This window comes from Wolbachia endosymbiont (group A) of Barypeithes pellucidus, assembly GCF_964030885.1.
Lineage (GTDB): Bacteria > Pseudomonadota > Alphaproteobacteria > Rickettsiales > Anaplasmataceae > Wolbachia.
The window spans coordinates 1,227,932-1,249,198 of record NZ_OZ034985.1; the positions used below are offsets into that span (position 1 = coordinate 1,227,932).

General features: G+C 36.0%; 22 protein-coding genes, 1 tRNA gene and 1 pseudogene. 15 read left to right on the forward strand and 9 right to left on the reverse strand.

Features of this window, described 5'->3' with window-relative positions:
- The first annotated feature begins 6 nt into the window (after nucleotides 1-6).
- From rpsF to ACQH1X_RS06315, 8 genes are all read left to right on the forward strand, one after another.
- Complete coding sequence (gene rpsF / locus ACQH1X_RS06280; protein WP_265026309.1) at nucleotides 7-789, forward strand: 30S ribosomal protein S6; 783 nt, start codon at nucleotides 7-9, stop codon at nucleotides 787-789.
- Nucleotides 789-1,064, forward strand: a complete 276-nt coding sequence (rpsR, locus tag ACQH1X_RS06285; protein WP_250294995.1) for a 30S ribosomal protein S18 — start codon at nucleotides 789-791, stop codon at nucleotides 1,062-1,064. The genes rpsF and rpsR overlap by 1 nt, the downstream gene beginning before the upstream one ends.
- 7 nt (nucleotides 1,065-1,071) lie before the next feature.
- A complete protein-coding gene (gene rplI, locus ACQH1X_RS06290) occupies nucleotides 1,072-1,629 on the forward strand; it encodes a 50S ribosomal protein L9 (protein ID WP_425386029.1) in 558 nt (185 codons plus the stop codon).
- 122 nt (nucleotides 1,630-1,751) lie between these two features.
- Nucleotides 1,752-2,138 (forward strand): hypothetical protein, encoded by a 387-nt coding sequence (locus ACQH1X_RS06295; protein ID WP_246433168.1) that lies wholly within the window; start codon nucleotides 1,752-1,754, stop codon nucleotides 2,136-2,138.
- A 26-nt stretch (nucleotides 2,139-2,164) separates the two neighbouring features.
- Nucleotides 2,165-3,466 carry a group II intron reverse transcriptase/maturase gene (gene ltrA, locus ACQH1X_RS06300; RefSeq protein ID WP_425385808.1) on the forward strand — a complete coding sequence of 434 codons (1,302 nt, stop codon included), beginning with the start codon at nucleotides 2,165-2,167 and terminating at the stop codon, nucleotides 3,464-3,466.
- An 11-nt stretch (nucleotides 3,467-3,477) separates the two neighbouring features.
- Nucleotides 3,478-3,678, forward strand: a complete 201-nt coding sequence (locus tag ACQH1X_RS06305; protein ID WP_425386030.1) for a hypothetical protein — start codon at nucleotides 3,478-3,480, stop codon at nucleotides 3,676-3,678.
- Nucleotides 3,662-4,954 carry an adenylosuccinate lyase gene (purB, locus tag ACQH1X_RS06310; RefSeq protein WP_425386031.1) on the forward strand — a complete coding sequence of 431 codons (1,293 nt, stop codon included), beginning with the start codon at nucleotides 3,662-3,664 and terminating at the stop codon, nucleotides 4,952-4,954. Before ACQH1X_RS06305 ends, purB begins: the two co-directional genes overlap by 17 nt.
- Nucleotides 4,954-5,026, forward strand: a tRNA-Met gene (locus ACQH1X_RS06315). Before purB ends, ACQH1X_RS06315 begins: the two co-directional genes overlap by 1 nt.
- Before the next feature lie 194 nt (nucleotides 5,027-5,220).
- On the opposite strand, the gene ACQH1X_RS06320 is transcribed toward ACQH1X_RS06315, so the two are convergent.
- Entirely contained in the window at nucleotides 5,221-6,519 is a 1,299-nt protein-coding gene (locus tag ACQH1X_RS06320) for an iron-containing alcohol dehydrogenase (protein ID WP_425386032.1), read from the reverse strand.
- A gap of 42 nt (nucleotides 6,520-6,561) precedes the next feature.
- Between ACQH1X_RS06320 and dapE the strand changes: the two genes are divergently transcribed.
- Nucleotides 6,562-7,767, forward strand: a complete 1,206-nt coding sequence (dapE, locus tag ACQH1X_RS06325) for a succinyl-diaminopimelate desuccinylase (RefSeq protein WP_425386033.1) — start codon at nucleotides 6,562-6,564, stop codon at nucleotides 7,765-7,767.
- Nucleotides 7,768-8,099: 332 nt separating this feature from the next.
- Here dapE and ACQH1X_RS06330 read toward each other — a convergent pair whose 3' ends face one another.
- Complete coding sequence (locus tag ACQH1X_RS06330) at nucleotides 8,100-8,600, reverse strand: IS630 family transposase (protein WP_306794344.1); 501 nt, start codon at nucleotides 8,598-8,600, stop codon at nucleotides 8,100-8,102.
- A 10-nt stretch (nucleotides 8,601-8,610) separates the two neighbouring features.
- Nucleotides 8,611-8,958, reverse strand: a complete 348-nt coding sequence (locus ACQH1X_RS06335) for an IS630 transposase-related protein (RefSeq protein WP_425385784.1) — start codon at nucleotides 8,956-8,958, stop codon at nucleotides 8,611-8,613.
- Between the two features lie 336 nt (nucleotides 8,959-9,294).
- On the opposite strand from ACQH1X_RS06335, the pseudogene ACQH1X_RS06340 reads away from it, so the two are divergent.
- Nucleotides 9,295-10,326 (forward strand): annotated as a pseudogene (locus ACQH1X_RS06340) (phage terminase large subunit); the annotation flags it as partial.
- Between the two features lie 19 nt (nucleotides 10,327-10,345).
- Here ACQH1X_RS06340 and ACQH1X_RS06345 read toward each other — a convergent pair.
- Nucleotides 10,346-11,098 (reverse strand): IS5 family transposase, encoded by a 753-nt coding sequence (locus ACQH1X_RS06345; RefSeq protein ID WP_425385758.1) that lies wholly within the window; start codon nucleotides 11,096-11,098, stop codon nucleotides 10,346-10,348.
- Nucleotides 11,099-11,164: 66 nt separating this feature from the next.
- On the opposite strand from ACQH1X_RS06345, the gene ACQH1X_RS06350 reads away from it, so the two are divergent.
- Together ACQH1X_RS06350 and ubiG are read left to right on the forward strand one after the other, a co-directional pair.
- Nucleotides 11,165-12,589 carry a recombinase family protein gene (locus tag ACQH1X_RS06350; protein WP_425386034.1) on the forward strand — a complete coding sequence of 475 codons (1,425 nt, stop codon included), beginning with the start codon at nucleotides 11,165-11,167 and terminating at the stop codon, nucleotides 12,587-12,589.
- A gap of 135 nt (nucleotides 12,590-12,724) precedes the next feature.
- Nucleotides 12,725-13,888, forward strand: a complete 1,164-nt coding sequence (gene ubiG / locus ACQH1X_RS06355; protein ID WP_425386035.1) for a bifunctional 2-polyprenyl-6-hydroxyphenol methylase/3-demethylubiquinol 3-O-methyltransferase UbiG — start codon at nucleotides 12,725-12,727, stop codon at nucleotides 13,886-13,888.
- A gap of 340 nt (nucleotides 13,889-14,228) precedes the next feature.
- Here ubiG and ACQH1X_RS06360 read toward each other — a convergent pair whose 3' ends face one another.
- The 4 genes from ACQH1X_RS06360 to ACQH1X_RS06375 form a co-directional block, all read right to left on the reverse strand.
- On the reverse strand, nucleotides 14,229-14,606 hold the full coding sequence (locus tag ACQH1X_RS06360; RefSeq protein ID WP_010962876.1) for a cytochrome c-type biogenesis protein: 378 nt from the start codon (nucleotides 14,604-14,606) through the stop codon (nucleotides 14,229-14,231).
- Nucleotides 14,590-15,630 (reverse strand): hypothetical protein, encoded by a 1,041-nt coding sequence (locus ACQH1X_RS06365; RefSeq protein ID WP_425386036.1) that lies wholly within the window; start codon nucleotides 15,628-15,630, stop codon nucleotides 14,590-14,592. The genes ACQH1X_RS06360 and ACQH1X_RS06365 overlap by 17 nt, the downstream gene beginning before the upstream one ends.
- A gap of 2 nt (nucleotides 15,631-15,632) precedes the next feature.
- Nucleotides 15,633-15,992 (reverse strand): ferredoxin family 2Fe-2S iron-sulfur cluster binding protein, encoded by a 360-nt coding sequence (locus ACQH1X_RS06370; protein ID WP_265026265.1) that lies wholly within the window; start codon nucleotides 15,990-15,992, stop codon nucleotides 15,633-15,635.
- Nucleotides 15,993-16,517: 525 nt separating this feature from the next.
- On the reverse strand, nucleotides 16,518-16,661 hold the full coding sequence (locus ACQH1X_RS06375; RefSeq protein ID WP_265035086.1) for a WPE palindromic element domain-containing protein: 144 nt from the start codon (nucleotides 16,659-16,661) through the stop codon (nucleotides 16,518-16,520).
- Between the two features lie 584 nt (nucleotides 16,662-17,245).
- On the opposite strand from ACQH1X_RS06375, the gene murD reads away from it, so the two are divergent.
- From murD to ACQH1X_RS06390, 3 genes are all read left to right on the forward strand, one after another.
- Nucleotides 17,246-18,649: a UDP-N-acetylmuramoyl-L-alanine--D-glutamate ligase gene (murD, locus tag ACQH1X_RS06380; protein ID WP_425386037.1), complete on the forward strand. Its 1,404-nt coding sequence runs from the start codon at nucleotides 17,246-17,248 to the stop codon at nucleotides 18,647-18,649.
- A gap of 6 nt (nucleotides 18,650-18,655) precedes the next feature.
- Nucleotides 18,656-19,255, forward strand: coding sequence for a COQ9 family protein (locus ACQH1X_RS06385; RefSeq protein WP_425386038.1), 600 nt, complete (start codon nucleotides 18,656-18,658; stop codon nucleotides 19,253-19,255).
- 89 nt (nucleotides 19,256-19,344) lie between these two features.
- Complete coding sequence (locus tag ACQH1X_RS06390) at nucleotides 19,345-20,721, forward strand: alpha/beta hydrolase family protein (RefSeq protein ID WP_425386039.1); 1,377 nt, start codon at nucleotides 19,345-19,347, stop codon at nucleotides 20,719-20,721.
- On the opposite strand, the gene rsmD is transcribed toward ACQH1X_RS06390, so the two are convergent.
- Nucleotides 20,718-21,266, reverse strand: coding sequence for a 16S rRNA (guanine(966)-N(2))-methyltransferase RsmD (gene rsmD / locus ACQH1X_RS06395; RefSeq protein ID WP_425386040.1), 549 nt, complete (start codon nucleotides 21,264-21,266; stop codon nucleotides 20,718-20,720). The two genes, ACQH1X_RS06390 and rsmD, sit on opposite strands and share 4 nt — an antisense overlap.
- Between the last annotated feature and the right edge of the window lies 1 nt (nucleotide 21,267).

Below are 21,267 nucleotides of genomic sequence, written 5' to 3' on the forward strand. Positions count from 1 at the left end.
GATATAGTGAATCTTTATGAATTTATTTTTATAGCACAACAAGGATTATTACAGCAAGAAGTAGAGGAGATGGTCCAAGAGCTAGCTGTTTCATTGAAGAATATTAAAGCAGATGTTATTTTCCAGAAGATTAAGAGTCTTATGGAAAGGCAAAATAGCACGCTTACAAAACAAGAGTTAGAAACGCGTGCTGAAAACATTAAAGAAGGTCTAGTTGCTTACTCTGATTTCTTGGAAGATCTTACAAAAATTTTATGGGTTGAATTGGAAAAAGATCTTTCAAATTTGAAAGAAGTGAAGTCAAAAATCGATAAAGAGTTGAAAGATGACCTAAAAGATTTAGGAATAACGCAAGATTTTATAAAATTTCTAGGAGGCAGTGAGCAAATTACTAAAAGTGCGTTTATCCATAATGCAGTAAATGCTTTGAAGAGAAATATTTCAGAACATCTAATAAAGATTTTTCAAGATATTTTGAAAGATTTTAGAATAAACGGTCCAACTCAATCGAGCAAAGCATTGGAAATGCTTTTGGAAAACATTGAAGCATCAGGATTAATCAAGTATGAACATTGGGGTCTTTTGGATTTTGCATATCCAATAAATAAGATGAAGAGCGGTCATTATTGTATAATGTGTATAAGTTCTACTGCAAGCATTCTGGATGAATTTGTGCGTAGAATGAAACTTAATGAGAACGTTATTCGCCACTTGTCTGTGCAGGTTGATAAATTTTTTGAAGGTAAATCTTATATGATGAATAAACAAATTGAGGAGCAAAACGCATAATGATGAAAAGACGAAATAGTTTTAATAATTCTTACGTATCTGTAAATAATAGGACTGGCTTTAGGCGTTCTAAAGTTTGCCCTCTTGCTGCGTCTAAAGATGAAGACATAGATTATAAGAATACAGATTTATTATCCAAGTTTACCTCTGACTATGGTAGGATATTACCTAGAAGATTAACAGGCGTATGTGCAAAAAAACAAAGGAAGTTACGCTTAGCGGTCATAAGGGCACGTTTTTTGGCTCTTGTTCCTTACTGTACTAAAAAAGTTTAGGTAATTTATGTTGATAATTTTAAAGGAAAATATAAGGACTTTAGGTAAGCTTGGTGAAGTTGTAAAAGTTAAACCAGGTTATGCACGTAATTTTCTTTTTCCACAAAGAAAAGCGGTGAAAGCTACCAAGGAAAATTTAACAAAGCTAGAGGAGCAACGTTTATTACTGGAAGAAGAGAATATAAAAAGATTAAATGTAGCAAAAGAGCTTGCATTGTCACTACATGATAAGTTTGTGGTATTGACAAAGCAAGCTTCAGAGGATGGTAAAATTTTTGGTTCTGTAACAACACGTGAAATTGCGAAAGTTTTACTACAAGAAGGACGTGCGATAGATCATCGTAGTTTATCTTTTGGTGGAATAAGCATCAAAAACTTGGGTGAATACCAAGTAAACGTAGAATTACATAGTGAAGTAGTAGTACCAATTACTATATACGTCGTGAAATCCGAAACAGATGCAAATGAGCTAAGGCAAGTAAAATTGCAAAATCAGAAGTCGCAGCAACAAGAGGCAGGGCAAGGTGCGAATAAAGAAGCTACTGATGGTGGTGAAGCTGATTAAAGATGATCCCTCGTTATAGCCGTAAAGAAATGTCTGCCAAGGTGCGCCAAGAAGTGCTTGGAGAACAGTTGGTGAAAATCCAACACAAACAAAGTCTAGCCAACAGTTTGGAACAGACCACTATGTTGCATGAGGTAACGAGTGTAATAGAGCTAGTGGGATGGACAATGCAGGGTACAACGAAAGTGAAGGGATTGAGTTCCGAAATACCTGAAGACATAGAGGTCGACATTTTCATGGCCATGGAAGACAGCATGAAGGATAACGTAAAGGCAAGTTATCACTCACTCTATCGGGATCTGAGACCGTGCCATGTATTGAAATGGACTTCAAGTGAACTTGGGAGATCCTATGCATTCCTACAAAGGTACGCTGGAACAAGTCAACAAAGGCAAGAACTAGCGGAAGATGCAGGGGAAGTCGGACTGATTGATAGTACTCAGAATGTGGGAAAGCCACGTACAAGGGGAAGCGATCAGCAATATAGTAACTGGAATAGGGATTGCTAGGCCAATACAACGGAGGTTGGAATAACATGCAAAATAAACTAAACCAGATAGCAGTAAGAGCAAAGCAAGATAAGCGACTAAAATTCACATCGTTAGTCCATCTGATAAATACAGAGAATCTTGCGAGATGTTATAAAGAACTGAAGCGTAACAAGGCTTGTGGAGTAGACCAGATAACAGTGGAATCATACGGAGAAAATCTGAATGAGAAACTCGAAGTGCTAGTAGAAAGTATGAAGAGGAAGCAATATCAACCACAACCAGTAAAGAGGGTATATATACCGAAAGCTGGAAGTAAAGAGAAACGCGGACTCGGAATACCATCGACCGAGGATAAATTAGTACAGATTATGCTGAAGAAGATATTAGAAAATATTTACGAGGCAAACTTTCTGGACAGCTCATATGGATTTCGACCTGGAAGAAACTGTCATCAAGCGGTAAATGCACTAGATAAAGCAGTTATGTACAAGCCAATAAACTACATTGTAGAAGTGGATATCAAGAAGTTCTACGATAATATACAGCATAAATGGCTAATGAGATGTCTAAGGGAACGAATAACTGACCCAAATTTGCTGTGGTTAGTAAAGCGGTTTCTCAAGGCAGGGATAGTCGAAGCTGGAAATTATGAAGCAACAAAACAAGGTACACCCCAAGGTGGTATAGTAAGTCCTGTATTAGCAAATATATACTTACATTATGTGTTGGATTTATGGATAGAAAAGAAATTTAAACCAAGATCCAGAGGATATATACAACTAATAAGGTTTTGCGACGATTTTGTGGTTTGTTGCGAAAGTAAGGTAGACGCGGAAGAATTTCTGGAATTACTGAAACAAAGGCTAAATAAATTTGGGTTGGAAGTATCTGAAAACAAGACCAGAGTAGTAAAGTTTGGCAAGAGGGAGTGGCAACAAGCGATAAGAGAGAAACGAAGGACGGAAAGTTTCAATTTTCTGGGGTTTACGCACTATGGTGCAAAAAGTCGTCGTGGTAGATTAATAATGGGACATAAAACCTCAAAGTTAAATCTAGCCAGAAAACTAAAAGAAATCAAGGAGTGGTTGAAAATAGTCCGCGGAAGTATTCGACTTAAAGATTGGTGGCAAGTACTGAAGGCTAAATTAACAGGACACTATAACTACTTTGGTATTAGCGGAAATTATTGGTGTTTGAAACAATTTTACACATCAGTAAGAAAGCTAGCATTTAAATGGATAAATCGGCGTAGTCAGAAAAAGAGTATGACCTGGGAACAGTTTGTACACTACGTAGAAGTAAATCCATTACCAAAGCCAAAAATACATTTTTCTTTATATGCATAAGAGGGACGACTGTGAAAACTAATATTGATGAGCCGTGTGCGGGAAATCTGCAAGCACGGTTCTTTAGGGGGAGTTGTAGTAATATAACTCAAACGAGAGGAGTAAAGCTACAGCTTCTACCGAACGCTAAGCTGGTGTCATCCCAGTGCGTGACACTGGGATCTAGCATGTTCAAAGATAAGATGGGGTCATTTAATGATTCTGCGCTATAGCCGAAAAGAAATGTCTTCCATTTGGGAAGAAAATAACAAATTTAATATATGGCTCAAAATAGAAAAATTAGCGTGCGAAGCTCAAGCAAAGCTAGGAATTGTCCCTAAGGATATTGCTCAGAAGCTCTCTGATGCTATTGAATTTGATATTGAATGTATCAACGAAATTGAATCCATTGTAAAACACGATGTTATAGCTTTTCTGACGTATGTTGCTGAAAAAGCGGGAATTGATGTTCGTTATCTTCATTATGGAATGACAAGTTCTGATGTTTTAGATACATGCCTTGCGGTGCAGTTGAAAGAGTCATGTGATATTTTACTCGAGAATCTAAAAAATATACTTGCAGTATTGAAAAAAAAAGCTGAGGACTATAAAGATATTGTTTGTGTTGGGCGTAGTCATGGAATGCATGCAGAACCAACAACTCTTGGATTAAAATTTGCTAGATTTTATGCTGAATTTAAACGCAATTATCAGAGATTAATTAGCGCGCAAAAAGAGATCTCAATTTGTAAAATATCAGGTGCAGTAGGTAATTTTGCAAATGTTGATCCGTTTGTCGAAGAGTATGTAGCGAAAGAAATGGGACTCATACCTGAAACCATATCGTCTCAAGTCATTCCTCGTGATAGACATGCCATGTTCTTTTCAGTTTTGGGAGTGATTGCAAGCTCAATAGAAAATATTGCAATTGAAATTCGTCATTTGCAAAGAACTGAAATCGGCGAAATTTCTGAGCATTTTTCCATTGGGCAGAAGGGAAGCTCTGCTATGCCACACAAATGTAATCCTATTTTAAGTGAAAATCTGACTGGACTCTCACGTTTAATACGCAGTTATGTTTTTCCTGCGTTAGAAAATGTTGCATTGTGGCACGAACGTGATATATCACACTCGTCTGTGGAAAGATGCATTGCTCCTGATGCTTGTATAACAATGGATTTTGCTTTAGTGCGATTAACAGATTTGATAGATAAATTGGTGATCAATAAGGAAAACATTGAGAAGAACTTAAATTCTTCAAAAGGTTTAGTTTTCTCACAGCGTGTATTGCTTGAGTTAGTAAATAGTGGTTTGGCGAGGGAAGAGGCGTATAAAATTGTTCAGAGCAATGCAATGAAAGTGAAACAAAACAACAGTGATTTTCTGGCCGAATTGAAACAAGATAAATCCTTACTTGAAGTTATTAACTCTGAAAAACTTGAATCTTTGTTTGATTTGAAATATTATACAAAGCATGTAGGTCACATATATAGCAAGGTTTTCAATTAGGCTGAGTAGCTCAGTTGGTAGAGCAGGAGGATCATAATCTCTTGGTCGTGGGTTCAAGTCCCTCCTCAGCCACTCGAACTAAACTATGTTTAGCAAGATAGTACTATTGGTGAAGTAGTGCGACCCAGTGTCAACTACTTGGAATGGTTACGTTCAGTTGTGTATCCACTCAGGTGTACAGTTTAGAGGACAATGGATAAGAGATTGTGAAAGGGTTTAGCTTTTGGCCTATGATCTCTTTAAATGACAGAATTTCACTACAAAACTTAACTTTCTTCTATGCAGTTAGCCAAGTCAAGAAAGGTGAATCTATCTCTTGTTGCAAACGCAAGATCTACCACTTTACAATATTGTTCTTTATTCCAACTGAGGTGCTCTGGTAAGTATGGAATCGATAGATCTTCAAATATTTTCTGTAGGTGTTTTGCAGGTAGTAAATTTTGCTTAATTAAGCTGGAAATATTATGCCATTCTTTGCGAATAATCTCTTGGATTTTTTGCTGCAGAATTTGCTTCTGTTCAAAAGTTCTTACAAATTCGATATTATCAAAGCACTGAGTTATATGTTTTACATCTAAAGTGGTCGGTTTGATAATCGGGTTTTGTATTGATAATATCTTTTCCTGCAAATTAGCCATAGTAATCGTTGTGACAGCAATTTTTTCGCCATGTAGTGAGGAATGATCTTTTATTACCATTTCCATTGCGTGAGCTATCATATGCTCTCCTTGGCTTGCAGAATAGCTGCCTTTTGATATTACCATTCCAAGTCCTGAAATTAGTAGAACTTCCATAAGTAATAGGACCACTTTTCTACTTCTTTTAGTAAGCGCTGTATACTCTCTTAGCAAAATTTGCTCCAAATCGCGAACAAGTGTAAAAGGTAATTCATTGTATTCTGTGCCAAGCAACAAATGAGATAGTAGCCAGTCAGCCTGAACTGTTGAACGACAAATGAAATCTGCAAATCCGCTTAATGTGAGGCGCAGTGGTGCATTAGTAAGTATGTCTATATCTATATATATCGCTCTTGGAAGATGTGCTTTGAACGATTTTTTATATCCATTTACTAATATTGAAGCATTTGCGGATGTATATCCATTCATGGAAGCGGCTGTTGGGAACGATATATAATCTTTTCTCTCGAGGTAGCTTGCATATTTGCAGATATCGTTAACGGTGCCGCTACCAAATGCAACTATTAAGTCATTATCTTTTACTTTGTTTCTAACTAGATTTACGGTTTCAAGAGAGGCAGCTCCGTTCAGTGTCATTTCTCTACTTGGTGTCATCCAAGTAGCTGACACTGGGATCCAGGAAAACAACTTATGGATTCCAGTGTCACGCGCTGGAATGACAGGTGGGGCTGGAATAATTAAATGAGAAATTTTATTAAATACGTTTTTGTTTAAAAGTTTTGCTGTATTTTCATCTGCAACTAGAAAGATGTCATTTCCGTGTCGTGTGCATATTTCATAGATATCATCAGCAAGGTGGTAATCTGTTATTACTTCCCTTAGAAAAGTTTGTTCAGCTTGATGTAATATTTGTTTTAAATAATGCATAGAGTGTTTACAATATAGCAATATAAGTATTTTAAGATTGACATGAAAATTGACCCTGTAGAGCTAACTAAGAAATTGATCTCTTTTGAGAGTATAACACCAAGGGACAGCGGGGCAATAGAGTGTATAGCAACAATCTTCAAGAAAAGTGGCTTTGACTGTGAGATTTTAGAATTTGGTGATAATGGAACTAAAGTTAAAAACCTCTATGCGAAATATATAAATGGAATGCCGAATTTATGTTTTGCTGGGCACGTTGATGTTGTACCACCAGGTCAGTTAAAAGATTGGGCATTTGGTCCATTTAATCCAGAAGTGAGGGATGGAATGCTATATGGAAGAGGGGCCGCTGATATGAAAAGCGGAGTAGCTGCATTTATTGCCGCTATGGTAAATTTGATTGCAGAGAAGTTTCAATTTAATGGTTCGATAAGTGCATTGATTACCAGTGCTGAAGAAAGCACAGAAGAATATGGAACAAAGGCAGTTTTGGAATGGATGAAAAGTAAGCAAAAAAAGATAGATTTTTGTGTAGTTGCCGAACCAACCAGTAGTGAGAAATTAGGTGATACCATAAAAATAGGCAGAAGAGGTTCTGTAACATTTGAATTAATTTGCCATGGAAAACAAGGGCACGTTGCCTATCCAGACTTGGCAGATAACCCGATATACAAGGTAATATCGATATTGAGTAAGATAAAAAATACTACTTTTGATCATGGTAATAAATATTTTCAGCCTTCACATTGCGAAGTTACTACTATCGATGTTGGAAATAATACTAGCAATCTAATACCTGGTTCAGCAACTACACGTTTTAACATTCGATATAACAATGAACAAACACCGGGTGGCTTATATAAGCTGATTGATGAAATATGCTCCAGTGTAACTAACGATTATAAGCTTTCTATGCATAGCAGCAGGGACGTTTTCCTCTCTACTCCCGATAGGAATACTGATATTATGCTTGATGCGATAAATAAAGTTACCAGTATTGATGCTGTGCTGAGCACAAGTGGTGGCACATCTGATGCTGCGTTTATCAAAGATGTTTGTCCAGTGATTGAATTTGGTATAATCAACAAAACCGCACATCAGACAAATGAATGCGTATTAGTAGACGATATACACAAGTTAACAGCTATATATAAGGAATTTATAGAAAATTATTTCAATCCCACTAATAAAATATTGAATCAGGTCAACGTAGTTAGTAATATATCTAGTGGTCCATTGTTAGCTTAGATCTCTTGCATAACTGTTGTTTGAGTAACAACTAGTATCATTCCAGGTTAGAATCCAAAAACCATGAGAGCTATAAAAACTTGCTTAACACCATTCGCCAGCCCCCTTATCATGAAACTGAAGCTATTTATTTATCTTCTCTGTACAGATTAAATGACAAAAAAACTCAACGTATTTGGCGTCTCATGTTTAATTTTTTGCACTATGTGCACCTTATGTCTTTATCAAATTTCTAGGTTTTTACCTACACAAGCTGAAATACGCTTATAAAGCATTTAAAACATAAAAAAACGCCAACTTAAAAAATGGATAGTGAATAACTATAGTATTTTCTAAAATGAATGATAAATTTCCATTATGGTATTACCAACCAAAAGTTGTAAGTCTGTACATTTATACATTAGAGGTCTGAGGCGGCTTTTGATGGTATGCCAACAGTGTTCTATGGGATTCAAATCTGGTGAATATGTTGGAAGATACAGCACATGACAGCCAAAAGACTCTATTAATGATTTTGTTTTAGTGGTCTTATGAAATGTAGCATTATCCATAACTATGGTTGTGCCAAGTGGCAATTTAGGTAATAACATCTTCTCCAACCATATATTGAATACCTCTTTGTCACACCCACCTTTGAAAGTCATTGGTGCAATAAATCTCATTCCAATCCACCCGGCTACTATACTGATTCTCTCTCGAGTTCTCCCTGGAATATCTGCATAAATTTTCTTTCCTCTTGGAGCACGTCCATATTCTCGGTATAATTTATTATCAACTCCTGCTTCATCTATATATAAGATGCTGGAATGGTCTATTTTTGAGATTTTATCAATAAACTGCTGCCTATCTTCTTGATTGCGCTCTTGATATAGTGTGACTTTTTTTTAAAGTAATTTTTAGCTGTTTTAGTCTATACCAAATTGAATTTATTCCAAATCCAAGATTTTGTTTCATCTCTGCCAGAGTATGATCTGGATTCTTTGTAACATATTCTTCGAGTATTTTTGGGTCTATTTTTCGAATAAAGCTGCCGTTTTTAGATGGCTTGAGGCTTTCACCAGCAGCTTTCTTTTTTAACCAGCGGTACAAAGTTGCTATTCCTATCTCCAGAAGCTCTGCCACCTCAACCTTCTTCTTCCCTTTTCCTATCATCGATATTGCCTTTTCTCTTAAATCCACACTATACGCCATTATAACCCAAATACCTTATTATACCTTTATCATTTACTTTGGGAAATACTATAGCTACCCTAGGGTTTCTTTTGCCTTTTTTCCTGTTTAGTAAATTTCTTAACGTTTATAATTTAGGTTAGTTGCATTTAAAAGTAGCTGAATCGCGGTTATTAAGTGTTTAGAATAAAAAAACGCCATACTTGAAAGTATAATGTAAGTAATTAGCCAACCACGGGGCTTCTTTTGCCTTTTTTTTCGTTTGGTAAATTTCTTAATGTTTATAGCTAAACTGGATCCAAGTAGTCAGGGCACTGAGATGACAGGAGAAGGAGGCGCTGGTTTCAACATTATATCATGGACAAAATCAACTTTTTAGAATTCATCGAGTTATGCTTTCAAACGGTAGTGCCGGGGTGTGAGTATAATAATTATCAGTATATAAAAGTCATAGCAGACAGACTTGAAGCGGCAAATGTTGGCAAAATGAGGCGAATAATATTCAATATGCCTCCGCGTTCAATGAAGTCCATATGTGTGAGTGTTGCGTGGCCTGCATGGATACTTGGGAATCAGCCAACGGCAAGAATAATAGTTGCAAGTTACTCTCGGCTGCTCAGCGAAAAACACTCGCTCGATACCAGGTGCGTAATGCAGTCTAGTTGGTATAGAAAGCTATTTCCAGAAGTAGAACTATCCAAAGATCAGAATACAAAATACAAATTCCAAACAGTGCAGAGAGGATACAGAATCGCAACATCAGTTGGAGGAACACTAACCGGTGAAGGTGGTGATTTCATCATCGTGGATGATCCACTGAGTCCCGCTCAAGCTTTGAGCGAAACGTTTAGAAAACGTGCCACAAACTGGTTTGACCAGACTTTAGTAACCAGGCTCAACGACAGAAAAAAAGGAGTAATTGTTCTTGTGATGCATAGGCTACATCAGGAAGATTTGACCGGACACCTTCTCTCCAAACCGAAAAACATATGGAACCACACTTGTTTACCGATGATATCTGAAAATAAGGAGATTATCTATTCAATCAAAAAGCCAGCGCCTCCTTTTCTTGTTCCTGTCACCCGAGTAACTACAAATGAGTACAAAAGCTGGATTACAGCATCAAGTGCTAGAATGACACCACCCGTAATATTATACTCAAGAGAAGAAGATCAGTTGCTATATCCTCTAGATGGAGGAAAAGAAGAAATTGAGATGATAAAGGCTGAGCTTGGTAGTTACGCTTTTGCTGCCCAATATCAACAAAACCCTCTGCCGCTTTCAAGTGGTATAGTCAAACGAGAGTGGCTAAAGCGCTATAAAAATGTTCTTGATAATCTCTCGCATGTAACACAAAGTTGGGACACTGCGGTTTCAATAAGCGATTCTAGGCTCTGTGGACAAAATTTTAGAGAAGCCATACAAGAGCCCCGACAAAATTTAGAAAACCCATAAAAACCTCAGCCGTTTTATCGAATCTGGAAAAAATACGCCTAAAGTTCTTAATTTTACCGAAAAAACACTCAATTAAATGACGCTCTTTATAAATGTGTTTATCGTAACCCCTCTGCACTTTTCGATTACGCTTCGGAGGAATAACTGCTGTACATCCCTTGCTTTCAAGACTCGTAACAAAAGCATTGCTGTCATAGCCTTTATCAGCCACTACAGTGGTATTATAGACACTTTCAGTTAATGTTGCTGCTTGTGTAATCTCATTTCTTTGACCAGGGGTCAGAGTAAATTTAAGTGGATTTCCAAGTGCATCGACAAGCGCATGTATTTTAGTTGTAAAGCCACCTTTGCTCCTCCCTAAAGCTTCTTGATCCTTGGAGTTTTTTGTATATCCAGATGAACATGGATGGGCTCGGATGATCGTACCGTCGATTATAGCAACTTCTAAATCAGGCTCTTGTTTAGTATATTCAAGCAATTTTTCCCAGACATCTCTTTCACACCATCTTTTAAATCGCTTATGTATACTCCTGTAATTACCATAAGTTTTTGGTAAAAGTCTCCATTGGCAACCACTTCGGACTATGTACCACACTGCCTCTATGAATATTCTTAAACGTTTTTCATCTTTGCTATGCATTCCTTTTACGCTTTTTATGAACTCTAAAATTTGTTTCCAATTTTCCTCTTTGATGTAATATTGCATATGGTAGTTTCTCCATTTTTTACCTATTAAGCTAAACTACCATCTTTTTCTCTCTTTTCATATTTTTTGTCCACAGAGCCTAGAAAATATGCATATCAAATGGTATTACTTGAAGAATTTGAGAAAACAGGAGCAGAAGCGGTTTTTTTAAATTATGAGATTAACGATAACCCAGAATCTCAATTGCTGTTACAAATGCAAGGTATGATAGCAGAATATGAACGAGCGAAAATTATGGAACGAAGTCGTCGTGGAAAGATTTATGCAGCTAATAAAGGTTGTGTAAGCGTAATGGGAGGAGCTCCTTATGGCTATCGTTATATAGATAAACATATGGGAGGAGGACAAGCTTTATTTGAGATTAACGAAGAAGAAGCTGATATTGTTCGCAAAGTATTTTTGTGGGTAAGCAGGGAAAGAGCAAGTATTGGGGAAGTATGCCGTCGGCTAAATACTATGTCTATTATAACACGAACAGGAAAAAAGTGCTGGGATAGGAGTGTAATTTGGGGTATGTTAAAAAACCCTGCTTACAAAGGACAAGCAGCTTTTGGTAAAACAAAAGTAGGTGTAAAGTTACAACATATAAGACCACAAAAACATTCTTGTGAACAACCGAAAGATAATTACTCTACTTATTCTGTTGAAAAAGCAAATTGGATTTATGTTGAAGTGCCAAATATAGTGGACGAAGATGTGTTTGATATAGTTCAAGAACAATTAGCTGAGAATAGAAAAATAGCAAGGACAAGAGAAAGAGGAGCAAAGTATTTACTACAAGGTTTAATCGTATGCAAGCATTGTCGTTATGCATATTACGGAAGTTCTGTAAGAAATAAGCGAGGAGAAAAAGTTGATCATTATGCATATTATCGTTGTATTGGTAGAGATTCTTACCGTTTTGGTGGTAATAAGATTTGTGATAATAAACACATTCGTACAGATGCATTAGAAACAGCTGTGTGGGAAGAGGTTAAGCATTTATTAAAAAATCCAAATAGGGTTTTAGAAGAATACAAGCGTAGACTTTCAGAGCTTAAAAAATTATCATGGGATCAAAAAAGCAATTTACTAGAGAAACAAGAAAGTAAATTAAAACGAGGTATTGCTAGACTTATTGATAGTTATGCTCAAGAATATATTAATCAAGAAGAATTTGAACCACGAATTAAAGCAATGAAACAAAACTTAAAAACAATTGAAGAGGAGAAAAAAAGGATATTTGATCAAAAGAAATTAAAACAGGAATTAACCCTGGTTGTAACCAATTTAGAAGACTTTTCTTCTAATATTGCATTGAACCTTGATAACGCAGACTGGCTAACCAAACGTGATACTATCAGAACGTTAGTCAAGAGAATTGAAATCAATCTTGAGGATGTAAATGTGGTATTTCGCGTAAAAGAGCTACCAAACTCTTCTGGACATAATGGAGAAGAAAAGAAAAATTTGCGACATTGTTGGCGGAGTAGTCATTCCGCTACGTGTTAGCGCCGCGGCGGTATGATGTAGGAAAACCTTAGCTATAGTTTTAGAACTCCCAAAAGGTCAGGAACATTGAATGACTTGACAGAAAGTTCAAAATAAATTACCCATATAAAATGTCCTTGAGTCATAATTTTTTATATGTTAGATGTGGTATCAATTGCTTCAGATCATGCTGGTTATGAATTAAAATCAGAAATAAAATCCTATCTGGAAACCCTAGGTTATAGAGTGGTAGATCAAGGCTGTACTGCTAAGCAAAAGTGTGTAGATTACCCAGACTATGCTGTTAAAGTTGTAGAAGATATAACAAACAAAAAAGCAAATTATGGGATATTAATTTGTGGTACAGGTTTGGGCATGAGTACTGTGGCAAATCGTTTTGAAGGAATCTACGCTGCTTTATGTAACAGTGTTGAGATCGCAAAATTAGCTCGCGAGCATGGCAACGCAAATGTACTGTGTCTTGGTGCAGGATTTACTGCGAGTGGATTAGCAAAAGACATAGTCAAACAATTCCTCGAAACAGAATTTTCAAAAGAAAGCAGACATAAAAAACGCCTTGATAAACTCAGCAATATAACCTCTAAGAAAACAAAAACTTATAACGAAGATGAAATATCAAAATTCGCTAAAATAGCAGGCCAGTGGTGGGATGAGAACGGCAAATTCAAACCATTGCACATGATGAATCCTGTTAGAGTATCTTACATTATTGAGAAAATAAAAGAGTTAAAAAAATGCGATTTAAAAGAATTATCATTGCTTGATGTTGGATGCGGTGGTGGCATTTTGTCAGAGTCAATGGCACGCGTTGGCATTAACGTTGTGGGAATAGATGTATGTGAAGAAAACATCAAAGTAGCGCATTCACATGCGAAAAAAGTAGGGTTAAATATAGAATACACGCACACCAGCATTGAAGAGCTAAGCAATGACAAGAAGTACGACGTGGTTCTGTTGATGGAAGTAGTTGAGCATGTGGATAATTTAGAGCTTTTCATGAAGAAAGCAATAGAGCTGCTAAAACCGGAGGGGTTAATCTTTATATCCACAATAAATAGAACTATCAAATCCTTCTGCCTTGCAATAATTGGTGCAGAGTACATATTAAATTGGCTGCCAAAAGGTACACATAACTGGAATAAATTTCTCAAGCCGTCAGAAATTGCAGATCACTTAAGAGAAAATAATGTAACGCTGCAAAACATGGCTGGCATGGAGTATAACGTAATAAAGCGTGAGTGGAATCTAACTAAAGGCGTGGATGTTAATTATATACTTTGTGGAAACATTGTAGTTTGAGAAGGTTCTAATGTCATCCGAGTAGCTTGACTACTTGGATCCAGAAAAAAGAATGGTGTCATGAAAGTAGCTAACACTGGTTCCTTTATGACGATGTCATCCCATTTGGTGTCATTCCAGTCTGGAATCCAGCCTTTCCATAATCATCAAAAACGTTGTATTTTAACGTAAAACAGCTATTTTTATGCTCACCAACTTAATAAAATTCCTGGATTCCAGCGTTACGCGCTGGAATGACAGCAGTCCTACGTCATACCGCCGCGGTATCTCTTAGCCGCTAACACGTAGCGGGATGACGATTGTTGGTGAACCTAAGTTACTTTAGCTATATATAAAAGGTTTAAGTGGTTGTATTGATGTATCTTTGTATTAGAAAACACCCAATAAGCAGAGTTGTAAGTGGGATAAACCACAAAATGTAAGTGCTAGGTGGTACGATTATAATTGAATTGCCGTAAGAATTTTTTAACTCTGAGATTATCTCTTCATCAGTGTATCCATCATTGATTTTTTTACGAATTGCTTCTCGCATATCATACGCAATCTGAGATCCAGATTCAGACAATGATTCGCCAGAACATATTGGACACCTTATTATTTCAAATAAACTGGTTGCTCGTTTTTCCATGCTTTTATCTCTGAGTTTATTATCCAGAGTAAAAGCGTTTACGCCTGAGTGGAATATCAATATGAAAAGTAAGCTAATTACTATTCTCATTCTTGGTTAATTGGATTATTTTACTGAGTTGGTTCATAAAATCAGTGATGGATAACTTTCCAATAAAGCTTGACCCTACATCATCATCGTACTTTATTGAAAATTGAATGCCATTATCAGTTGTTTTTTCTGATAAGGAAGGTACTAATTTTTCGAACGCATCTGAAGTTTTTGAGTCACCAATCATAAACGAGATTAATTCTTTATAATTTGATATAGCCACGTTGATTTTGTCTTTAAATGAATATGTAACTAAGTTGTAATTGTTTACCCCACCATCTGCAGCAAAAGAAAAATTATTACTTTGAATCAAAAATTTCTCTATATTGAAATTAATTCTGGAAGCTGAGATGTCGTTTACAAATTCATAATCAAATTTAGTGTCGATACTAAGGTAACTTTCAGGACTTGCAGTATTTTTATACCGATAAGTATACAAATCAAATCCTAGCTTAGCATTTCCACTTGGTTCTTTATCGAGGTGAAATTGAATGTAATTACTTTTATCATTCACTTCAGTTATAACACTTTGCTGATTTTCTGAAACATCACATTTTAATCCATAATCTTCGTAACGAAGTGTATCTATATAGTCTATCACGGTACTATTTCTGTTGAATCGCAATGAAGATGGTAAATCGTTTAGTCTAACAACAAAGTGGCTGCTATCGTTTGTGTGGCATTTTATATTCTTTTTCTCATCATCATGAACAGCAATGTTGACTTCATTGCTTAGTATGTAGATATATACTGATTTATCAAACAATCTATTTTTTATCAATAAAGCATCAGATGAGATGGTTAATTGCTCATTGGAAAATTTTGGGTTTGTCACACGGAAAATTAGGTTAGAAGGAAATCCACTAAAATCATGTGAAATATCAAATTTTTCGTCGTTAATGTATAGTATTGTTTCAGCTAAAAGATTTTTTACCTTACATGCAGAAAAATACCAAAAACCACTATACGCTACAGGAATAAACAAAAGTAAAGAGACGATAATATAGATAAAAACCTTACGCATAGCTAATCACTCCCTTGTTTATCCAGCGATATATTTCTTGTACCTCTTGGTATATTAACACACAAACCATCAATATCTTTTGTTATTTTAATTTGGCACCCTAGTCTTGATGTCTCTGTTAAGCCAAAAGCCAGATCTAACATATCGTTTTCCTCATCAGATATGGGGTTATGTGTTTCTACAGCATCATAGAATTTTGGGTCAACAATTACATGGCATGTAGAACAAGCAAGAGAGCCTTCACATGCACCTTCAAGCAGATCTGGATCACTTCTGTGGGCTAAATTAAGCAAAGTTTCTCCCTCTGCAGCTTCATAGCTTTTCTTACTCCCATCAGGTAAAATAAAAGTAACAGATGGCATATTATTCCTATTAAAATCCTTACTAATTTCTCTATATCCTACAGGTAATAACTAATATTTGCAAACTCTTTACAATTCCAGTACCTATTTCTTGTTATCCAAGTACCCCTTTCTTGTCATTCAAGTAGCCCTTTGTTGCCATCTGAGTAGCTTGACTACTTGGGATCCAGAAAAAAGGATGATGTCATTCAAGTAGCCTATATGATGTCATCCCAGTGCCTTGACTACTTGGATCCAGAAAAAAGAATGGTGTCATTCAAGTAGCTGACACTGGTTCACTCTATAATGGTATCACAGCAGTCCTACGTCATACCGCGATTCATTCGCGGTATCTCAGCCGCTAACAAAGCGGGATGACGAGGTTATCGTCATGTCACCGCAAACCGTCATACCGCCGCGGCGCTAACAAGCAGCGGGATGATGATTGTCAACTTCCCCTGTCATCCCAGTAGCTCCTTCGGTGTCATTCCAGTGCTTGACACTGGAATCTAGTTTTCTTTACAAATTCATCAAAAGTGCTTCATTCTATAACGCAAAACCCATACTCACCAAACCCAATGCATTACTTGCAATTAAGTTTCCTGGATCCCAGTGTCTGGGCACTGGGATGACACCCTTCCTGGCGGAGATTGTTCTCAAATCACAATGTTCGTACAGTTGTGGATTCATTCGCGGTATCTCAGCCGCTAACACGCAGCGGGATGACGGTTGTCGTTTAGCTATAAATATTAAGAAATTTACCAAACGAAAAAAAAGGCAAAAGAAGCCCTGGTCATTGTCTATTTTCAGTATTGGCGTTTTTTTATGTTTTAAACGTTTAATAACCGCGACTCAGCTGCTTTTTAATGCAACTAACCTTTAGTCATAAATGTTTAAGAAATTTACTAAGCAGAAAAAAAGACAAAGAATCCCCGAGTTAGCTAGTCTTTTACTATCTCTGTCGAGTATTGGCATTTTTTGATGTCTTGTAACGCTTTATAAGCGCGTTCAGCTTATTTAGATAAAAATCTAGATGTAGATGAAGTTTTGTAAAGACATACAGTATCTATATACTGCAAAAAATTGAACATAAGACGCCGATACATTAAGTAATCCTTACCTTTTAATCTGCAGATTGGCGAAAGCAAATACAATAGCTTCAGTTTCATGATAAGGGGGCTGGCGGGGGGTGTCAAGCAAGTTTTTGTTTCTATTGAATGACAGTTGTGACCTATGCAAGAAGTCTGTTGTAGTTTGTACGATATCTTTATAAAATGGTTCGCATAAGGTATCTAGCAGTGCAACTAAACAAATACAAAAATCAAAACGTTGCGGTTTTTGGTCTTGGTAAAACTGGTTTATCTGTCATTAACGCTCTAATAAAGAGTGGTGCAAGAATATATGCATGGGATGATCATGAAGAGCAAATAGCAAATGCAAAAATGATGTATAAAAAATGTAATTTTATTCATCCCAAAGAATATAATTGGCAGGAGATCAGTGCATTGGTTTTAAGCCCTGGAGTGCCAATAGAGCCACATTGGATAGTAAAACTTGCAAGAAGTTTTGATTGCAAAATAAAATCAGACATTGAGCTATTTCTTGAAGCTAAAACTACAAACCAGAAGGTAATAGGCGTCACAGGAACAAATGGTAAATCAACCACTACATCACTAATAGGGCACATATTAAAATCTGCAGGGAAAAAAGTAGCTATTGGTGGAAATTTAGGCGTTCCTGTTTTGGATCTAGAAAGAGATGCAGAAATTTATGTAATTGAACTCTCCTCTTTTCAATTGGAGTTGATGAATGAAATTAACGTGGACATTTCAGTACTGCTTAATATTACACCAGACCACATAGATAGGCATGGAAGTATGGAGAATTACATAGCAGCTAAATTAAAACTGATAAATGGTAGTGAGGTTGCCGTGATAGGATGTGACAATGAGATTACCGCTGATATATTCAACAAATTCACTGGAAACAAAATTCCAATCTCAGTAACATATTCCCCGGTGTCATTCCAGCCACCCTCTTTGTCATCCCAGTGCTTGACTACTCGGATCCAGAAGATCTCGTTAAAACTAGAGAGTCATAGCTTATCAGTAAGCGACGTGAAAATAAACCTAATATCCAACGCAGAAAACATAGCAGCCGCATATGCCGTATGTAAGCTACTTGGAGTAGATAGCAACACTATTATCAATGGAATCAAGTCCTTTTCAGGACTGAGGCATAGGAATGAACTGCTTGGCAAAATAAGAAATGTGTTTTTCGTGAATGATAGCAAAGCAACTAATGCAAAGTCGAGCGAAAAGGCGATCTTATCTTATGAAAACATAAATTGGATCGTTGGTGGAAGAAGCAAAAAAGGTGGAATAGAATCATTAAGCAAGCATTTCACAAGGATTGGAAAAGCTTTTCTTATTGGGGAATCAACCGAAGCCTTTGCAAACACTATGGAGAATAAAGTAGATTTCGTGAAATGTTGCAATTTGAAAAACGCACTTAAACTAGCTTTTGAAGAGGCCTTAAATAGTGCAAAAGAAGTAACAATATTACTTTCTCCCGCGTGTGCTTCTTTTGATCAATGGAAAAATTTCGAGGAACGCGGCGAAGCATTTTGTAGAATGTTTGAAAATCTCAGGTACAATCACACGTGCTGTTTAGTATAATGTTGCGTGGAACAAGATGAAATAAAGTTAATAATAGATAAGCTAATTAGGGTTATTCCATTTGAAGGGATAAGCGATGAAACCCTATTAAAGGTGTGCACTGACCTTAATCTAGCTAGTAGCTTTTGCAAATTTCAGAATGGAATATATAGCGCTTTGGAGCACATAGCAGAGGACTTAAATAGCTCAATGGAAGCTGAACTAAGAAATTCTAATTTAGAAGATATGAAAGTGCGAGAGCGAGTAAAGTTAGCTATTCAAATACGCCTTTCAAACTACGCTAAGCTACCGAATTATAGAGAACTTTTAAAAAATGTTTTATCATTCTCCGTATCACCAAAAAATACATATTTTTCTAGTAAACTTTTATACAGAACTATTAGCGCGATTTGGTATGGCATTCATGACCAATCAACAGATTTTAACTACTATACAAAAAGAGCAATATTAGCTGGAGTGTACTTAAGTACGATACTTTTTTTTATCAATGATTATTCAGAAGATTTTGCGGATACTTTATCGTTTCTTGATAAACGTATCAACAATGTCATGACATTTCAAGAATTCAAAACTCGCTTAAAAGGAATCATAGGAAATTTCTTATAAGCTTTTCATCATACTGGTTATTCATATTTATATTCTCTTGTTTTTTTTGATCTTTATGTTAAAACAGGTTAATATTTATTAACAAAAAAATGAAAGTTATTTATCATACCATTGGTAATATCAAGCCAGAAGAAACTGCAAAACACGTGATAAACTTTTTTGGAGTACTTCAGTGTATTAAGGTTAATGCTCTTGGTAAAGATGCACCTAAGGAGCAAGAAAGTAAGTTAGTTAAGCATTATTTTGACTATCCCTATTTCTCTAGAATTGTTAATCCAGAATTCTTTCAAAAAGAATTAAATGCCGAAGAAAAAAAATTCAATAGGAGAATAGTATCACTATGGTTATGTTCTGCTATATTGTCCACTGCTTCTATTGTATCGTTATACTTGGCATACCAGAATCAAAAATCAAAAAAGGTACTTACAGGACTATTTTTTACGTCTTCAGTACTATCGACTTTGGCTACCATACTTTTTGTTGTAGCTTTCTTATGGGTATTTTTTCACTTTGTTAAGGAAAGGTTTGTTGTACATAGAATAAAAGGCTTTTTGGAAAATGAAGTCAGCCCTGAGTGGATAAAGCGTTATAAAAAAGAATTTATAGATAAAGATTCGAAAAGAGATGCAGAAGCTTGTGATCAAGAGTTGGAAAAAGATATAGAGGATATTATAGAGTTTCTTTTGGAGAGAAAGAAGGTTGTAGCACTATGTAAATTTCTAACAAACGGTGAAAAGTTAGTTCAAGCTGGAATGGCAATGGTAAACATGTTACTTGTAAAAGGTGTGCGTCCAAACGATATAATTTTGGATACTAACTCTCTTGGAGGAGGAATTGCAGCAGAAGTTTTAAAAAGGTTTGAAAAGCAAGGGATTTATTTAACGCTAATTCATAGTAATTCTTATAGCTCGCTTAAGGATGCAACTAATAACTTTCCTCATGGGGTAGGGAATTTTTTCATAAGACGGCTTCCTGCAAAATTCTTGAATTTTTGGTTTAGTCGTTGCAGATTGGAATTTAATTCACGAGAGATTATAGAGAATACAAAATGTCCTGTATTAATTGCTGGCAGGAAAGGCGATACTGTAATTCCACAGGAAGCACAACTCGTTGGTAAACTTGACGATGATCAATCCACTAGCAAAACGTTCAGACAAAATATAGTACTTGAACATGATCCTCAAAACAAGGAGTGTAAGAGCAAAAATATTCATGCTGATCATAAAGAACATTTAGTTTATCATGAAGATAACGGTAGTATAAAAAAGTATGAAGAAAAAGAAAATCAATTTATTAATGACGCACATAAATATTTAATAGACTCTGAATTTAATAAAAATTTTGATCTAGAGAAGTACAGAGAAAGTGGTTTCTCTGGAAAATTGACAGAAATAGAATTAATACACATAGAACCAGTCCGTATAAAAAATAGCAACTGTGTCATAAGTATTCAGGCAGAAGTTTAAGTGAGTAAAGAAAGAAAAATTATTCTTGCTATACCGTAGGTGCGTTCCAAGATTATACTGAAGTTTTTATTGCACTCAAAACCTTCGTTTTTCCTAATCTCTAGAATTATCAATGCATCATCACTTAACCAGCCTGAGTGAGCTAGTCCATTCAACGTTGATTCAACTAGATTGCTATTGTAAGGTGGGTCTATAAAAACTACATCGCACTTTGAAATAGGTTGTGGCAATTTGTTAGCACTGCAACAAATTAGCGTGACATTGTCCGTAATTCCAAAATCTTCTGCTGTTTTTTTAGGCAGTTGCAAATTGTAATAGTCTGAATCTACCATGAATGCATGTTTAGCACCGCGAGAAAGCGCTTCAAATGAAAAAGAGCCACTTCCGCAAAATAAATCAAGTACATTCAAGTTATAAATAGGTTTCCTTGAGGAAAGCATGTTAAATATTGCTTCTCGGACAATACTCATAGTTGGCCGTGCAGCTAAATGCTTACCTGTAGTTATTTTTCTTCCGCGATATTTGCCTGCAATGATGCGTAGCATA

Bases quoted from the DNA above. Each gene is read 5' to 3' on its own strand.
- ACQH1X_RS06390 (WP_425386039.1), top strand. From the start codon at position 19,345: ATGAAAGTTATTTATCATACCATTGGTAATATCAAGCCAGAAGAAACT.
- murD (WP_425386037.1), top strand. From the start codon at position 17,246: ATGGTTCGCATAAGGTATCTAGCAGTGCAACTAAACAAATACAAAAAT.
- ACQH1X_RS06360 (WP_010962876.1), bottom strand. From the start codon at position 14,606: ATGAGAATAGTAATTAGCTTACTTTTCATATTGATATTCCACTCAGGC.
- rsmD (WP_425386040.1), bottom strand. From the start codon at position 21,266: ATGCTACGCATCATTGCAGGCAAATATCGCGGAAGAAAAATAACTACA.
- ACQH1X_RS06295 (WP_246433168.1), top strand. From the start codon at position 1,752: ATGTTGCATGAGGTAACGAGTGTAATAGAGCTAGTGGGATGGACAATG.
- purB (WP_425386031.1), top strand. From the start codon at position 3,662: ATGATTCTGCGCTATAGCCGAAAAGAAATGTCTTCCATTTGGGAAGAA.
- ACQH1X_RS06375 (WP_265035086.1), bottom strand. From the start codon at position 16,661: ATGAATCCACAACTGTACGAACATTGTGATTTGAGAACAATCTCCGCC.
- rplI (WP_425386029.1), top strand. From the start codon at position 1,072: ATGTTGATAATTTTAAAGGAAAATATAAGGACTTTAGGTAAGCTTGGT.
- ACQH1X_RS06320 (WP_425386032.1), bottom strand. From the start codon at position 6,519: ATGCATTATTTAAAACAAATATTACATCAAGCTGAACAAACTTTTCTA.
- ubiG (WP_425386035.1), top strand. From the start codon at position 12,725: ATGTTAGATGTGGTATCAATTGCTTCAGATCATGCTGGTTATGAATTA.
- rpsR (WP_250294995.1), top strand. From the start codon at position 789: ATGATGAAAAGACGAAATAGTTTTAATAATTCTTACGTATCTGTAAAT.
- dapE (WP_425386033.1), top strand. From the start codon at position 6,562: ATGAAAATTGACCCTGTAGAGCTAACTAAGAAATTGATCTCTTTTGAG.
- ACQH1X_RS06370 (WP_265026265.1), bottom strand. From the start codon at position 15,992: ATGCCATCTGTTACTTTTATTTTACCTGATGGGAGTAAGAAAAGCTAT.
- ACQH1X_RS06345 (WP_425385758.1), bottom strand. From the start codon at position 11,098: ATGCAATATTACATCAAAGAGGAAAATTGGAAACAAATTTTAGAGTTC.
- ACQH1X_RS06335 (WP_425385784.1), bottom strand. From the start codon at position 8,958: ATGGCGTATAGTGTGGATTTAAGAGAAAAGGCAATATCGATGATAGGA.
- ltrA (WP_425385808.1), top strand. From the start codon at position 2,165: ATGCAAAATAAACTAAACCAGATAGCAGTAAGAGCAAAGCAAGATAAG.
- ACQH1X_RS06365 (WP_425386036.1), bottom strand. From the start codon at position 15,630: ATGCGTAAGGTTTTTATCTATATTATCGTCTCTTTACTTTTGTTTATT.